Consider the following 16,355-nt stretch of genomic DNA (forward strand, 5'->3'; position numbering starts at 1 on the left):
AGGGCAGGCAGTGTTGTGTTGCGTGCAAGGTCTTTTGCTGCAACACTTCCACCAATCAGGAATACCTCGAATTTTCTTTATCCGTGCAGCTCTTTCAGTCGAACAGCAGTGCACGGTGGGATGGCAGTTACAGCTTTAAGGGGGTAACGTCTTGCTTGTTTCTCTGACTTCAATTGTTTTGATATTGATCGGCCTGGGGCTGGGTGCCGCGGGCATCTATCTCGTCACGCTGGGCGGCAGCTGGTTCTTCGTCATCGCTGCTATTGGCTTTTTGCTGACAGGCTTTTTCCTCTTCAAAAGAAGCGCAGTTGCGCTCTGGATTTACGCACTTGTCGTCCTTGGCTCACTTGGCTGGGCGGTCTCTGAAGTCGGTTTCGACTGGTGGGGACTGGGTTCGACAGGCGGCGTGATCGTGCTGCTTGGCCTGTGGCTGCTGACCCCATGGATCAGAAGGCCTCTCAATGGTGGTGGTTTACCATTGACCATTGCGACGCTCGCGGCGCTTGTGGTTGCGGGTTACTCCATGACGCAGGACCCGTGGAATATTGCGGGTGATCTGCCAACCGACAAGGTGGCAGCAACGCCTGATCTCGGTGGCAATGTTCCCGATGGCGAATGGCATCAATATGGCCGCACGCCTTATGGCCAGCGTTATTCGCCTCTGACCGGGATCACGCCGGAAAACGTCTCGAAATTGCAAGTCGCATGGCAATATCAGACCGGCGATGTGAAACAGCCGGAAGATGTGGGCGAAACGACCTATCAGGTCACGCCACTTAAAATTGGTGACTCGCTTTATCTTTGCACGCCGCACAATTGGGCCATTGCGCTCGATGCAGCAACGGGCAAGGAAAAGTGGAAGTTTGACCCGAAAGTCGGCTTCAATACGGATCGCCAGCACCAGACCTGCCGCGGTGTCAGCTATTGGAAAGACACAACTGCAACGGCTGGGGCCAAGTGTTCTGAACGCGTTTATCTGCCAACATCGGATGCACGTCTGATTGCACTTGATACCCAGACCGGCGAAATCTGCACCGATTTTGCCAATGGCGGCACGCTCGATCTCAGTCATGGCATGAAATACAACCCAGCTGGCTATTACTATTCGACTTCGCCGCCAGCCGTGGTGGGTGACAAGATCATCGTTGGCGGTGCGGTCAATGATAACTATTCGACCGAAGAACAGTCGGGCGTTATCCGCGCCTTTGATATTCGCACCGGCGATCTGCTGTGGAACTGGGATTCGGGCAATCCGGACGTCACGACGCCGTTGCCAGAAGGTGAACATTATACGACCAATTCGCCAAACAGCTGGTCGGTATCGAGTGTTGATGAAGGGCTTGGCCTGATTTTCATTCCGCTTGGCAATCAGGTGCCAGATCAGTTGGGCATGAACCGCAGCGATAATGTCGAAAAATATTCGTCGTCCATCGTTGCGCTGGATGTGAATACCGGACAGCCGAAATGGGTGCGCCAGACGGTGCATCACGATCTGTGGGATATGGACGTTCCAGCCCAGCCGGTTCTTCTGGACATCAATGGCGTGCCTGCGCTGGTTGGACCAACCAAGCAGGGCGATATTTATGTGCTTGATCGCCGCACGGGTGAGCCGATTATCCCGGTTCGTGAAATCCCTGCGCCGACGGGTGCGATCCCGGAAGATCACACATCGCCGACGCAGCCGATTTCTGATCTGACATTCAGTCCCGCACCACTGACTGAAAGCAGCATGTGGGGTGTGACCCTGTTTGATCAGCTGGCATGTCGTATTGCTTTCCGTAAGCACTTCTATGAGGGTCGTTACACGCCGCCTTCACTGAAAGGCACCATTGTCTATCCGGGCAATTTTGGTGTGTTCAACTGGGGCAGTGTGGCTGTTGATCCGGTGCGTCAGGTTATGTTCGGCATGCCGACCTATCTTGCTTTCACCTCGCAGCTTGTACCTCGTGCCGATATTCCGCCACGTGGTCAGGATGAAAAGGGCAGTGAGCAGGGTCTGAACCGCAATGACGGCGCACCTTATGGCGTGTTCATGGGCCCATTCGTTAGCCCGCTTGGCATTCCATGCCAGACACCGCCATGGGGCTTTGTGGCTGGTGTTGATCTGCGTACAGGCAAGATCGCATATAAGCATCGCAATGGCACTATTGAGGATATGGCACCTGTTCCGCTACCGCTCAAAGTTGGCGTTCCGGGCATTGGCGGGCCAATGATTACTGCTGGTGGCGTTGTGTTCCTTGGTGCAGCCGTGGATGATTATCTGCGCGCTTACGACCTCACCAATGGTAAGGTGCTTTGGCAAGCACGCCTGCCTGCGGGCGGTCAGTCTACACCCATGACCTATACGGTCGGTGATCAGCAATTCGTGCTGATGGTTGCCGGTGGTCATGGTTCGGTGGGCACCAAGCCCGGCGATTATGTGATCGCCTATACGCTGCCGAAATAGGGCGCATAAAAGTAAAAAAACGCCGGGAAATTCCCGGCGTTTTTATTATGTGGGTGTGTTAGATTTTGCCGTGCAGCAATTCGCCTTTGCGCGGTGCTGTATGATGAAGCTGCTCCGCATTGGTATTTGCAAGCTCATGTATGATCGGGCAATCCGGGCGATCATCGCCATGGCAATTATGCGCGAGATGGCGCAGCGTATCGGCCATGTTCTGCAACTGCTTCATCTTGGCTTCTAACTCTTCGACATGAACCAGCGCAACTTTCTTCACATCGGACGATGCGCGATTGCGGTCGCGCCAGAGTGCGAGCAATGCTTTGATTTGATCGACGGAAAAGCCAAGGTCGCGGCTTGAACGGATGAAGCGCAGCGTTTCGACATCTCTTTGCGTATAGACGCGATAGCCGGAACTGGTTCTGTCAGCAGCTTCGATAAGTCCGATGGTTTCATAATGGCGGATCATCTTCGCCGATATGCCCGATGCGGTCGCTGCCTGGCCGATATTCATCCCATTCCTCACAAACTAATAAGTCTGGCATATAGGAATGGTGGAACAGGTTTCAAAGAGGTTTTCGCCGGAAAACCCGGCGAAAACCGCAATTATTACGACAATCAGGCGGTGAAATCGCTCTGGGTGCCGTGTGCTTCAATTGCCTGCGCAAGGCGCTGAAGCGCATGGACATAAGCTGCCGAGCGAACGGTTACATTGTGTGCTTTGGCATGGTTCCAGATGGCGCGGCCTTCGCGTTCCATGATGGTCTTGAGACGCTCATGGATTTCTTCAAGCGTCCAGTAGTAGCCCTGACGATTCTGTACCCATTCGAAATAGGAAACAGTCACGCCGCCAGCATTAGCCAAAATGTCCGGAAGGACGATAACGCCGTTTTTCACGAGAATTTCGTCGGCTTCCGGTGTGATCGGACCATTTGCCAGCTCAACAATCAGCTTCGCTTTGACCGAAGCTGCATTGTCGGCATGGATCATGTTTTCCATAGCACTTGGTACAAGAACATCGCATTCGGCGGCAATCAGCTGATCCGGCGTAATGGCTTCATGGCCATTTTTGCCAGCGGTGGAAACTACTGACTTATTCGCATTCTTGGCTTCGAGAAGCGCATCAAGATCAAGTCCATCAGCGCAATAAACAGCGCCGGACGAATCCGATACGGCAACGATCTTATGGCCGTCGCTTGCCATCAGCTTTGCGATGAACTGACCGGCATTGCCGAAGCCCTGAACCGTGACGCGAAGCTGAGATGCCAGGCCAAGGTCTTCCGACAGGTGGCGCACGAGATAGAAGCCACCGCGTGCAGTCGCATCGTTACGGCCCAATGAACCGCCGAGTGCTAATGGCTTGCCAGTAATAACAGCAGGCGAAGACTGGCCAACGATCTGCGAATATTCGTCTGCCATCCAGCCCATGATCATGGAGTTGGTGTAAACGTCCGGTGCTGGGATATCGCGATCCGGGCCGATAATGCCGGAGAAAGCCTGAATATAAGCGCGCGAAAGGCGCTCAAGTTCAGCCTTCGAAAGCTGACGTGGGTCAACCTGAATGGCACCCTTGCCGCCGCCATAAGGCAGGTTCATGACCGCACATTTAAACGTCATCCAGAAAGCGAGTGTTTCGACTTCTTCAGCCGTTGCTTCCGGGTGATAGCGGATGCCGCCCTTGGTTGGTCCGCGCGTGTCGTCGTAACGGCAGCGCCATGCAAGAAAGGATTTACGCGAACCGTCATCCATGCGGATCATCAGTCGCACTTTCATGGTTTCGCGGGCGTATTTCAGTTTTTCGATAACATCCGGATCAATATTGATGTGGCTTGCGGCTTCATCAAGACGAACCAGTGCACTTTCAAGTAGATTTTCCCTAGTCACGAAATCACCTTTCTTGCGCTTAAGTGTTTTTAAATGCGATTTTGCGCAAGTCTGAGTACCTTTTCACGCAATAAAAGAAAAGAGAAAAGGACAATATTATTGTCCTATTTCCAAAAAATGTTTTGGATTTGTTCTAATATTACTTAATGCTAATATTATAAAGGCGGAGCTTATCATTGTTTCAGATAGCCGCGCTCAACGCCTTCCGCGATAATCCGCTGAGCAGCCTCCCAAAGCGTGTCGGATGCATGGGAGATTGGTGACTTCCGGTCAAGCACAACAGGCGCGGTCACGCCCGGCGTATGCCAGGTGCCACCGCTTGTGAAGAAGTTATGTAGGAGCGGTTGCAGTCGATCCATCGCGCGAGCAAACTGCGCTTCTGCCGTTTTGCGCGCCTCAAACTCATCCCAAAGAGCGCGGAACTCCAGCGCCTGATCATTGGGTAAAATGCCGAATATCCGGTTGGCTGCCTGTATTTCGCGCTCTTCCTGATCAACAATCCCGGCATCGTCATAGATGAAAGTGTCGCCAGCATCGATTTCCACGATATCATGAATGATCAGCATCTTGAGCACGCGCAACAGATCAACGCTCTCATTCGCATGTTCCTGCAAAACCATCGCCATCAGCACCAGTTCCCAGGTGTGTTCGGCATCGTTTTCGCGACGCGACCCATCCAGCAGCGGTGTCCGACGAATGACCTGCTTCAGCTTTTCGACTTCAAGAATAAACTGGAACTGCTGTCGCAATCTGGCGTTCGGAACAAGACTTGTGAAATCGCTTTCAGATAGGTTGAGTGGCTTAAGTGGCAGCGCGTCAGTCATTGGCAATCCGATCAAAGCGTTAGGCGTATAATGTCAAATTCATTCCATTACTGTCTGGCTATCGCGATAATAGCAACTCTCAAAAGGCGTCTGCGGGTATGTCGCGAAATGGTGGTAATGTCGTATTTATGACGTCTTATGACGCAAGTCTGCTTTCCATTCTCCGCTTGAACCAATACAAATATCGCCAGAGGTTTTTCATGCGCCACATGGGAGCGTGAACCGTAAGACTGGTGGTTTGTATATGTCCCGCTTTTCGTTAGCTTCTATCGTTGGCAACGCGCTATCCGGCAACAAGAACTGGAAGCCACAATGGCCCAATGCAGAGCCTAAGGCCGAATATGATGTGATCATCGTCGGCGCTGGTGGTCATGGTCTGGGTGCTGCCTATTATCTGGCCAAAGAACATGGCATTACCAATGTCGCAGTCATCGAAAAAGGCTGGCTTGGCGGCGGCAATACGGGACGCAACACCACCATTATCCGCTCCAATTATCTCTATGATGAGAGCGCGCATCTCTACGAACATTCGATGAAGCTTTGGGAAGGTTTGAGCCAGGACCTCAACTACAATGTTATGTTCTCGCAGCGCGGCGTAATGATGCTGGCGCATACGGTGCATGATGTGCAGAGCTTCAAGCGTCATATTCATGCCAATCGCCTCAATGGCATCGACAATGAATGGCTGACGAAAGAGCAGGCGAAGGAATATTGCCCGCCGCTCGATATTTCCCCCACTGCCCGCTATCCAGTTGTTGGCGCTACGTTGCAGCGGCGCGGTGGCGTGGCTCGTCACGATGCGGTTGCGTGGGGTTATGCGCGCGGCGCGACTGAGCGTGGCGTGGATATTATTCAGAACTGTCCGGTGACGGGTATCCGTCGCGATGCATCGGGCCGTGTAACGGGTGTTGAAACACCACGCGGCTTTATCAAAGCCAAGAAAGTTGCAGTGTCGGCTGCGGGCAGCACGTCGATTGTTATGGATATGGCTGGTGTGCGGATGCCACTGGAAAGCTTCCCGCTTCAGGCGCTGGTGTCTGAACCGGTGAAGCCGATTGTTCCATGCGTTATCATGTCGAACAGCGTTCATGCTTATATCAGCCAGTCGGACAAGGGCGAGCTGGTCATTGGTTCGGGTACTGATCAGTACACGTCTTACAGCCAGCGCGGTGGTCTGCCGCTGATTGAACACACACTGGCGGCGATTTGCGAAATCTTCCCGATTTTCACGCGTATGCGTATGTTGCGTAAATGGGGCGGTATTGTTGATGTCACGCCTGATCGTTCGCCGATCATCGGCAAGACGCCGGTGCCGGGTCTTTATGTCAATTGCGGCTGGGGTACGGGCGGCTTTAAGGCAACGCCGGGTTCGGCCAATGTGTTTGCGCATACCATCGCACGAGATGAGCCGCATTGGATCAACGCGCCGTTCACGTTGGAACGTTTCGCGACTGGTCGTTTGATCGACGAAGCGGCTGCCGCCGCAGTTGCTCACTAAGGAATAGGGGAACACAAAATGCTTTTAATCCGTTGCCCTTATTGCGAGATGGAACGCCCGGAACTGGAATTCGCCTATGGAGGCGAAGCGCATATTGCGCGTCCTGCCGATCCATCCCAGCTTTCTGATGAAGAATGGCGCGATTTCCTGTTCACACGCTCAAATCCACGCGGCAAGCATTTTGAACGCTGGCGGCATATCAATGGCTGCGGTCGCTTCTTCAATGCGGTGCGCGACACGGTAAGCGACAAGTTTGTCACCACCTACAAGGCCGGTGAGCCTCGTCCTGCTTTGGCAGAAACTCCGGCTGCGGAGATAAAATAATGACCGATATGCGTTTGAATAATAAAGGCCGTGTCAACAAGGCCAAGTCCGTGCGGTTCAGCTTTAACGGCAAGACCTATTCCGGTTTTGAAGGTGACACGCTGGCATCCGCACTGCTTGCCAATGGCGAACATCTGGCCGGTCGTTCGTTTAAATATCACCGCCCGCGCGGCATTCTGTCGGCAGGTTCCGAAGAGCCAAACGCGCTGATGGGCGTTTCTCGCGGACCGGGCCGCTACGAGCCGAACACTCGCGCAACGGTGCTGGAACTCTACGACGGTCTTAAGGCTGAGAGCCAAAACCATTGGCCATCGCTGAAGCATGATGTCGGCGCGATCAATGATGCGTTTTACATGTTCTTCTCGGCAGGCTTTTACTACAAGACCTTCATGTGGCCGAAGAGCTTCTGGAACAAGGTCTATGAGCCTTTCATCCGTGGTGCCGCCGGTCTTGGAAAATCGCCGTCTGAACCGGACCCAGACACCTATGCCAGCCGCTATGCTTTCTGCGATGTGCTGATTGCCGGTGGTGGACCTGCCGGTCTGGCAGCAGCGTTAGAAGCTGCTAAGAGTGGCGCAAAAGTTATCCTCGTTGATGAGCAGTCCGAATTTGGCGGCTCGCTTCTGTCGGAACCAGAGCCGGTCATCAATGGTCGCGCAAGCTGGGATTGGCTGGACGAGACCATCGCTGCACTCAAAGCCAATCCGAATGTCACGCTTTTGCCGCGCACCACAGCCATTGGCTATTACCATCAGAACATGGTCGGGCTTTGTGAGCGCCTGACCGATCATCAGGCTAAGCCTGACACCAATGCGCCGCGCGAACGCATGTGGCGTGTGCGTGCTAAGCAAGTGGTGCTGGCGCAGGGTGCAATCGAAAAGCCGCTGGTCTTTGCAGGCAATGACCGTCCCGGCGTGATGCTGGCATCGAGCGCACGCACCTATCTCAATCGCTATGGCGTTAAGGTCGGCAATCAGGCTGTCGTCGTCACCTCGCATGACAGCGCTTGGCTTACCGCTTTTGATCTCGCAGTCGCTGGCGTCAAAGTTCCAGCCATTATCGATGTGCGTTCACACGTTGCCGACAGCCTTATCAACCGCGCCAAAATGCTTGGTATTGAAACGCTCACTGGCTGGACTGTGACGGACACAGGCGGACGCCATCGTGTGTCGTCGGTCCGCGCTAATCCGGTTTCTAACGGCTCGGTCGGTGCTGCGCGCACGATTGCCTGCGATGTGTTGCTGATGTCGGGTGGCTGGAATCCGAGCGTGCATCTTTTCTCGCACACAAAGGGCTCGCTGGTTTGGGACGAGACCCGCCAGATTTATCTGCCGGGCGAACGCACTGAAGAAAGCCGCTGTGCTGGTGCGGGCAATGGCAATTTCGATTTGCAGGCTGCCTTGCGTGAGGGTGCTCAAGCGGGAGCTGCTGCGGCCTCTGATGCCGGTCACAAGGCCAAGGCGTCGGAATATGCCGTAGCTGGCGATTTTGTCTGCGATGGTGTCAGTGTTCGTGAACTGCCAACGGATCGCGATCCGGGCAAGGCCAAGGCTTTTGTCGATTTCCAGAACGATGTGACCGCTAAGGATATTCGTCTGGCCGTGCGCGAAGGCTTCCATTCCATCGAGCACGTCAAGCGCTATACCACCAACGGCATGGCGACAGATCAGGGCAAGACGTCCAACATCAACGGTCTGGCGGTTGCAGCCGATGCTCTCAAGCGCCCAACGCCGCAAGTCGGTCTCACGACCTTCCGCCCGCCTTATACGCCGACGACCTTTGGTTCCTTCTGCGGTTATAATCGCGGCAAACTGTTTGATGTCACGCGCAAGACGCCCATTGATAGCTGGGCTGAACAGCATGGCGCTGCTTTCGAGCCGGTCTCGCTGTGGCGTCGCGCATGGTACTTTCCAAAAACTGGCGAAGACATGCATCAGGCCGTGACGCGTGAATGCAAGGCAACCCGTCAGTCGCTCGGCATGTTCGACGCATCAACGCTCGGCAAGATCGAAGTGGTTGGCCCGGATGCTGCGGAATTCATGAACCGCATGTACACCAACCCATGGACAAAGCTTGGTGTCGGGCGCTGCCGTTATGGCTTGCTGCTTGGCGAAGATGGTTTCATCCGCGATGACGGTGTTGTTGGTCGTCTGACGCAGGATCGTTTCCATGTGACGACCACAACCGGCGGTGCCGCGCGTGTGTTGAACATGATGGAAGATTATCTCCAGACCGAATGGCCTGACCTGAAAGTCTCGCTCACCTCGACCACTGAGCAGTGGGCAGTGGTCGCAATCAATGGCCCGAATGCGCGTAAGCTCATCGAGCCAATGGTTGAAGGTCTGGATATTTCCGATGAAGCCTTCCCGCATATGTCGGTCGCGGAATGTAAATTCCTGGGCGTGCCTTCGCGTTTGTTCCGTATGAGCTTCACGGGCGAGCTGGGCTATGAAATCAACGTACCCGCCCGTTATGGTCTGTCGCTCTGGAAGGCGCTTTACGAGGCCGGTCAGCAATATGACATTACGCCTTATGGCACCGAAACCATGCACGTTTTGCGCGCGGAAAAAGGCTATATTATTGTCGGTCAGGATACGGACGGCACGATCACGCCAGATGATGCAAGCCTAGGCTGGGCCGTCGGCAAGCAGAAGCTGGACTTTGTCGGCAAGCGTTCGCTGACGCGCCCGGACATGCTGAAATCGGATCGCAAGCATCTGGTTGGTCTGTTAACCAACGATCCGAAGCTGGTGCTGGAAGAGGGCGCGCAGATCGTTGCCGATCCGAAACAGGCTGTGCCAATGACCATGCTTGGTCATGTTACGTCTTCTTATTGGAGCGAGGCGCTTGGCCGGTCGATTGCAATGGCGGTTGTGTCGGGCGGCAAGGATCGGATGGGTGAAACGCTTTATATGCCGATGCCGGATGGCAGTGTGCATGAAGCGATCGTGTCGGGCATGGTCTTCTATGACCCTGAAGGTAAGAAACTGAACGGATAAGGATTGAACCATGCTTGTTGAGACAAAACCTTATTCGAACCGCAAGGTCGTCATTTCCGGCCGTGTGGAAATCCACGCGGCAGAAGATGCCGCTCGCTTTGTCCTGCGCATTGCACCTGCAAAGCTCGCGCAAGCTGAAAAGGCGCTCGGTGCAAAAATCCCGACGAAAATCGGTGATCTGATCCGCACGGATGATACTGCCGTTGCCTGCCTTGGCCCGGATGAATGGTATATCTGGGCTGATGAAAGCAAGGGCGTAGCGATCACGCAGGCTTTTGCCAAGCTCTATGAGACAGAGGTTCATAGCCTGACGGAAGTCAGTCACCGCGAAACCGGGATCGATATTTCCGGTCCTCAAGCGGAGTGGCTGCTTAATGCAGCATCGCCGCTCAATCTTTCTGAGATGCAGCATCCGGGTGCTACGCGCACCATCTTTGATCATGCCCAGATCATATTGTTGAAATGGGACGCTGATCATTACCGCATCGAAGTGTGGAACTCGTTCGCTGACCACGTGTGGACATTGCTGGAGCAGGTTAGCAACGAAGTTTGATCGTCAGCCTATTTCCTTACAAAACGCCGCCCCACCGGGCGGCGTTTTTGTATTGAGCGCATCCCGAAAAGTGTGAAACGGTTTTCGGAAAAAGATGCGCGTCAAAATAAGAGGTCAGAGCGCCGATCTGATTCAATCAGATCGAAATGCGCTCTAAGAGACCAATTTCAGCCTTGCCTTCTATAAATCCATATGTGAAGACTATATTCACATAAGAAATTCATGAGGAGGGAATTTCCCGATGTCGGAAAGCGAACTGCCGCTGAGCGGGCTTGTCGTTGTCGATATGAGCCAGTTTTTGTCGGGGCCTTATTGCTCGTTGCGTTTGATGGATCTGGGCGCACGCGTCATCAAGATTGAACGGCCCGATGGTGGCGATCTCTCGCGCAGGCTTTATCTGAGCGATACGGAAATCGGTGGCGATTCCACGATTTTTCATGCCATCAATCGTGGCAAAGACAGCCTCGCGATTGACCTCAAAAATCCCGACGATCTGGCGGCGTTGAAGAAGCTTCTCACGCAGGCCGATGTGGTCATCCAGAATTTCCGGCCCGGTGTCATCAAGCGTCTTGGCCTTGATTATGAAGCCGTTCAGCAGATCAATCCGCGTCTCGTCTATGCATCGATCAGTGGTTATGGCGAAGAAGGGCCATGGGTCGGGCGTCCGGGGCAGGATCTGCTTGCACAGGCGCGCTCTGGCCTGATGTGGCTCAATGGTGATGAAGGGCAGGGGCCGGTGCCATTCGGTCTGGCGGTTGCGGATATGCTGGCAGGCGCTGCGGCAGCGCAGGGCATTCTCGCAGCACTGGTTCGCCGTGGCATCACCAACAAAGGCTCGCATGTCGAAACCAGCCTTCTTGAAGCGCTGGTCGATTTCCAATTTGAAGTGCTGACCACGCATCTAAATGATGGTCGCCGCCTACCAAAACGGTCAGATTTCCGCAGTGCCCATGCCTATCTTGCAGCACCTTATGGTGTTTATCCGGCAGCGGACGGTTATCTGGCTATCGCCATGATGCCGATTGCGAAACTCGCACCACTGCTTGCAACTGATACACTTTCGCCTTTCATTGAGGATGCAAAACTCGCCTTTGCCAAGCGCGATGAAATCAAGCGGCTGATCGCTGATTGTATTGCCACGAAGACTGTCGATGAATGGCTCTCCATTCTGGAACCAGCTGATATCTGGTGTGCCCGCGTTCTCAATTGGGAAGAACTGCTCGCAAGCGAAGGTTTCTCAACCCTCGACATGCTCCAGACGGTAACGCGTGAAGATGATGTTTCCATCACCACCACACGTTCCCCACTGCGCATCAACGGACAGCGCCCGAAAGTGGCACGTGCCGCACCACGCATTGGCGAGAACAGCAAAGCAATCCGTGAGGAGTTCGGTCTATGAGCACGATCAAGCTTAAAGGCATGACCTGGAGCCACCCGCGCGGCTATGATCCGATGGTTGCGGGGGCCGAACAATGGCTTACGGACAAGGGCGTCGAGATCGAATGGGAAAAGCGGTCGCTCCAGGATTTCGAGACCTTTCCGGTTGAGGAATTGGCACGCAATTTCGATATGATCGTGATCGACCATCCGCATGTCGGCCAGATCACCAAGGAAAGTTGCCTTGTGCCGCTTGATGTGCCGGGGCGTGAAGCGGAACTCAAAGAGCTGGCCGATGGCTCTGTGGGCCGGTCGTTCCCAAGCTATAACTGGCAGGGGCGGCAATGGGCGTTTCCGTTGGATGCTGCAACACAGGTTCAGGCATGGCGTCCTGACCTGATGGACAAGCCAGCCACTTCATGGGGCGAGGTGCTGCGTCTGGCACGCGCCGGGAAAGTTCTGCTGCCACTGCGTTCACCGCATTCGCTGATGTGTTTTTATACACTCGTTGCCAATGCCGGAACGCCTTGCGCGGTTGAAGGCGAGCTGATCTCGGTTGAAGATGGTGCCAAAGCTTTTGAGCAGTTGCGCGAAATTGCGTCGCTGGTGAAGCCGGAATGTTTCGGCATGGACCCAATTGCAGTGTTTGAGGAAATGGCAAAGCCTGATTCCGACATTGCGTGTTCCCCGCTTATCTATGGCTATGTGAATTATGCAATGCCAGGTTTTCGTGAACGTCTGATCCGCTTTGCGGATATTCCAGCGGGTGCGGCGGGCGTTGCTGGCTCTGCTCTGGGCGGTACTGGCATTGCGGTGTCAGCCTTCAGCAAGCATCCCGAAGCAGCAATCGACTTCGCTTATTGGATTGCCAGCGGTGATGTGCAGCAGGGGCTCTATGCGGCTTCTAACGGCCAGCCCGGACATGCGGATGCATGGGAAGATGATGTTGTGAATAAAGCGACGTCCGATTTTTATCGCGATACGCGCGCGACGCTGGAAGGTGCATGGGTGCGTCCGCGTCACGATGGCTACATGCCATTTCAGGAAGCTGCTTCCGAACGGATCAACAGGGCCTTGCTTGACAAGGAGAAGGCGGAAGTCGTCGTCGCCGATCTCAATCGGCTTTTCCGCGAAAGCTTCTGATCAATAATGCTCGGCTGGCGGTTTACCGCCAGCCTGATCAAATTTACAGTTTCCAGAGACGCGTTGCATTCTCACAGAGAAGCAACGCTTTTTCGTCTTCGCTGCATCCTTCAAGAAGCGCATGGGTTGTCGCCACCCATGTCGAAAGCCCGGCATCAACATTGCTTGCTAGTGTGCAGACCGGCCAGTCGCTGCCCCAGACAATCCGCTCCCAGCCAAATGAAGCGATCACATGCTCGACATAGGGGCGCAGCGTGTCGACGGTCCAGCTTTCAGAATCGGCATAGGCGACAACGCCAGAGATTTTAGCGACCACATTGTCGCGTTGCGCAATCTCGGTGATGCCCTTCTTCCAGACTTCCAGCGCACCCGATTTGATGTCCGGAACGCCGCAATGATCGAGCACGAATTGCAGGTCTGGAGCGAGGTCTGCAAGTGCCAGCACTTTGTCGATCTGGTGTGGGAGTGTGCAGAGATCAAAGGTCAGGCCAGTGCCTGCAAGTCGTTTGATATTTTCGCGAAACAATGCACCTTCAGACAGATCGTCCGGCACAACATGCAACACGCGGCGAAAACCTTTGATGAAAGGATTGCTGCGGCTCTGTTCCAAGTACGCGGCAAAGTCCGGTTCTTCCGGGCGGCAGGATGCAATTGCACCTTTAATGAAGCCGCCATTGGTGATTGAAACATTCTGAACATGATCAGTTTCGGCCTGAATATTATCCGCCGCAACGTCCACTTCCATATGCAATGCGGCTTTGATCCCGCAACGTTCGGCCTGCTGCCTGTAGGTTTGAAAAAGGAAGTCGCGGTTGAGCGTTGGAACGTCGCCAAGCCATGGATAATTGAGCGCACTTTTGTCGATCAGGTGCAGATGGGTATCGATAATCATAGAAAACTCTCCTCCAATGTCATTCTTTCAAAAACGAAGAGAGTTTTCAAATAAGAATTATCAATCTCGATTATTCTGTTGTTCCGATGTCTGAACCAACGAGTTTGGACAGTTCTTTGACGGTCTTTTGCAGGAGATTGATCGTCTGTGTGATGTCAGGTGCGGATGCGGAGTTCACGAGCGTGACATAAGGACAGGTGAGGGCTGCAATGCATGTGCCGTCCGGTCCCAGAATCGGTGCGGACAGATTGTAAACTCCAGCCACCTGCGCACTGGGCATCATTTCATAGCCGCGTTCGCGAATCTGATCGAGGCGCTCGTAGAAGCTTTCATCGAGCTGTGCGCTTTCGCTGCCTTTCACATATTCGGCAATCATCATTTTGCGTTCTTCCGGTGAGCGGAATGCCAGCAAAGTGTGACCCGAGCCGGTGTCAAACAGACTGATATGAGAGCCAACACGGATCGAAATTCCCCAGTAATCCGGCGCCTCCTGCTGCGCGATCACGACAACTGAGCCGCGATCAAATACGGCCAGTTGGTTGGCCTGTTTCGAGCGGTCGGCAAGCTCGCGCATAAAGGGCGTGGCGAACGATGCTAGCCTGCGCACGGGCGCATGCAGATGCGCAAGACCAAACAGCTTGAGCGTGAGCGAATAGCGGTCGCCTTCAAGCTTGGTCACATAACCACGCTTCACCAGGCGGTCGAGCATACGGTAAAATTCATTCGGGCTACGGTCGAGATATTTAGCAATCTCGGCCTGGCTCAATCCACCATCGACGCTGGCCAGTAATTCAAGAATATCCAGCCCTTTGTCCAGTGCGGGTGCGCGGTAGCGATCGTCTGTTTCCAAGTCTCTTCCCCTCATGAATGGCTTGCTTCATATACGAATATCTTGCGCGATGAAAGATAGGATTACATCGAAAGCGCCTTGACCGGCTGTGAATATTATGTTTGCATATAAATACACAATTTACAATTGGGTGTGGACACGGGAGATGTCCGTCATGAGGAGGAAAGCATGAGGAATTTTACGACATCCGTGCTGGCAGGTTCTGTTCTGCTTGCGTTGGGTATGGTTTCTGCGGGGGCAGCTGACCTTCCGGGCAAATTTGAAGGCGTTACCATCAACGCCAAGCTGATCGGCGGTCAGCAATACGAAGCGCTTTATTCGCGCATTGCGGAATGGGAAAAGGCGACTGGTGCTAAGGTCAATATCCTGTCCAAGAAGAATCACTTCGAGCTGGATAAGGAAATCAAATCCGACATCGCTTCGCGTTCGATCAATTGGTGTGTTGGTTCCAATCACTCGTCTTTCGCGCCACAATATCCTGATCTCTATGCCGATCTGAACGCTCTGGTTCCGAAAGAAGAAATCGAAGGCTTTGTGCCATCGGTGATCAAGGCTTCGACGCTCAACGACAAGCTGATCATGCTGCCGCGCGCGCAATATGACGTGTCGGCGCTCTACTATCAGAAGAGCCTCTATGAGGACGACGCCAAGAAGACAGAATTCAAGGCAAAATACGGCTACGATCTCGCACCGCCTAAGACATGGAAAGAAGTTTCCGATCAGGCTGTGTTCTTTGCTGATCCGCCAAATTTCTACGGCACGCAGTTTGCAGGCAAGGAAGAAGCCATCAATGGCCGCTTCTATGAAATGCTGGTCGCTGAAGGCGGCGAATATCTCGACAAAGACGGCAAGCCAGCTTTTAATTCGGAAGCCGGTGCGCGTGCGCTTGATTGGTTCGTAAACGTCTACAAGGCGAAGGCCGTTCCTGCTGGCACCACCAACTATCTCTGGGATGAACTCGGCGCAGGTTTCGCGTCCGGCACCATCGCCCTCAATCTGGATTGGCCGGGCTGGGCGACTTATTTCAACGATCCAAAGTCGTCAAAGGTCGCTGGTAATGTCGGTGTGACTGTTGCACCGGAAGGCTCTTCCGGCAAACGCACTGGCTGGTCTGGTCATCACGGCTTCTCGGTTACAGAATCCTGCGACAACAAAGATGCTGCCGCATCGCTTGTCTGGTTCCTGACCAATGAAGATTCACAGAAGCAAGAATCGTCGGCTGGCACATTGCCTACCCGCACAGCTGTCTGGGATTACGTTATCGAACAGGCTGCGTCTGATCCATATAAGAAGGAAGTTCTTCAGGTGTTCCAGGAAACGGCAAAGACCGCTTTCCCGGTTCCGCAGACGCCATCATGGATCGAGATTTCCAACGCTGTTTATCCTGAGCTTCAGGCTGCAATTCTTGGCGACAAGACCTCGCAGCAGGCTCTTGACGATGCAGCCAAGAAGGCAACGCAGATCCTTGAGGACGCTGGCGAACTCTGATTTCGCCTTGTGATTTTAAACCTGTGACTTCATGGTCCGCTCTTAACGGGCGGGCCATTTCAAGTGCATCCCAAAAAGCGCGT

Annotated in this window: 13 protein-coding genes; 8 read left to right on the plus strand and 5 right to left on the minus strand. The window is 53.9% G+C overall.

Annotation, left to right across the window (positions count from 1 at the left end; genetic code table 11):
* Positions 1-151: 151 nt before the first annotated feature.
* Positions 152-2,446, plus strand: a complete 2,295-nt coding sequence (locus tag WH356_RS06590; RefSeq protein WP_339509381.1) for a glucose/quinate/shikimate family membrane-bound PQQ-dependent dehydrogenase — start codon at positions 152-154, stop codon at positions 2,444-2,446.
* 58 nt (positions 2,447-2,504) lie between these two features.
* Here WH356_RS06590 and cueR read toward each other — a convergent pair whose 3' ends face one another.
* The 3 genes from cueR to WH356_RS06605 form a co-directional block, all read right to left on the minus strand.
* Positions 2,505-2,954, minus strand: a complete 450-nt coding sequence (cueR, locus tag WH356_RS06595; protein WP_339509382.1) for a Cu(I)-responsive transcriptional regulator — start codon at positions 2,952-2,954, stop codon at positions 2,505-2,507.
* Between the two features lie 104 nt (positions 2,955-3,058).
* Entirely contained in the window at positions 3,059-4,324 is a 1,266-nt protein-coding gene (locus WH356_RS06600) for a Glu/Leu/Phe/Val family dehydrogenase (protein ID WP_339509383.1), read from the minus strand.
* Between the two features lie 173 nt (positions 4,325-4,497).
* The gene (locus tag WH356_RS06605) at positions 4,498-5,148 is read right to left on the minus strand and encodes an HD domain-containing protein (RefSeq protein WP_339509384.1); all 651 of its coding nucleotides are present in this window, start codon (positions 5,146-5,148) and stop codon (positions 4,498-4,500) included.
* Between the two features lie 244 nt (positions 5,149-5,392).
* Between WH356_RS06605 and WH356_RS06610 the strand changes: the two genes are divergently transcribed.
* The 6 genes from WH356_RS06610 (at position 5,393) to WH356_RS06635 (ending at position 13,042) form a co-directional block, all read left to right on the plus strand.
* Complete coding sequence (locus WH356_RS06610; protein ID WP_310012373.1) at positions 5,393-6,646, plus strand: sarcosine oxidase subunit beta family protein; 1,254 nt, start codon at positions 5,393-5,395, stop codon at positions 6,644-6,646.
* Between the two features lie 18 nt (positions 6,647-6,664).
* Complete coding sequence (locus WH356_RS06615; RefSeq protein WP_339509385.1) at positions 6,665-6,970, plus strand: sarcosine oxidase subunit delta; 306 nt, start codon at positions 6,665-6,667, stop codon at positions 6,968-6,970.
* Positions 6,970-9,969, plus strand: coding sequence for a sarcosine oxidase subunit alpha (locus WH356_RS06620; RefSeq protein WP_339509386.1), 3,000 nt, complete (start codon positions 6,970-6,972; stop codon positions 9,967-9,969). Before WH356_RS06615 ends, WH356_RS06620 begins: the two co-directional genes overlap by 1 nt.
* Before the next feature lie 10 nt (positions 9,970-9,979).
* Entirely contained in the window at positions 9,980-10,522 is a 543-nt protein-coding gene (locus tag WH356_RS06625; protein WP_339509387.1) for a sarcosine oxidase subunit gamma, read from the plus strand.
* 241 nt (positions 10,523-10,763) lie between these two features.
* A complete protein-coding gene (locus WH356_RS06630) occupies positions 10,764-11,921 on the plus strand; it encodes a CaiB/BaiF CoA transferase family protein (RefSeq protein ID WP_339509388.1) in 1,158 nt (385 codons plus the stop codon).
* The gene (locus WH356_RS06635; RefSeq protein WP_339509389.1) at positions 11,918-13,042 is read left to right on the plus strand and encodes an extracellular solute-binding protein; all 1,125 of its coding nucleotides are present in this window, start codon (positions 11,918-11,920) and stop codon (positions 13,040-13,042) included. Before WH356_RS06630 ends, WH356_RS06635 begins: the two co-directional genes overlap by 4 nt.
* A gap of 43 nt (positions 13,043-13,085) precedes the next feature.
* Here the strand turns inward: WH356_RS06635 and WH356_RS06640 are convergent, their stop codons facing one another.
* The gene (locus WH356_RS06640; protein ID WP_339509390.1) at positions 13,086-13,934 is read right to left on the minus strand and encodes an amidohydrolase family protein; all 849 of its coding nucleotides are present in this window, start codon (positions 13,932-13,934) and stop codon (positions 13,086-13,088) included.
* 70 nt (positions 13,935-14,004) lie between these two features.
* Positions 14,005-14,799, minus strand: coding sequence for an IclR family transcriptional regulator (locus WH356_RS06645; protein ID WP_250039054.1), 795 nt, complete (start codon positions 14,797-14,799; stop codon positions 14,005-14,007).
* A 153-nt stretch (positions 14,800-14,952) separates the two neighbouring features.
* Here WH356_RS06645 and WH356_RS06650 point away from each other — a divergent pair, with 153 nt between their 5' ends.
* Positions 14,953-16,272, plus strand: a complete 1,320-nt coding sequence (locus WH356_RS06650) for an ABC transporter substrate-binding protein (RefSeq protein WP_339509391.1) — start codon at positions 14,953-14,955, stop codon at positions 16,270-16,272.
* Positions 16,273-16,355 lie beyond the last annotated feature (83 nt).

Source organism: Ochrobactrum sp. MYb379, assembly GCF_037479515.1.
Taxonomy (GTDB): Bacteria; Pseudomonadota; Alphaproteobacteria; order Rhizobiales; family Rhizobiaceae; genus Brucella.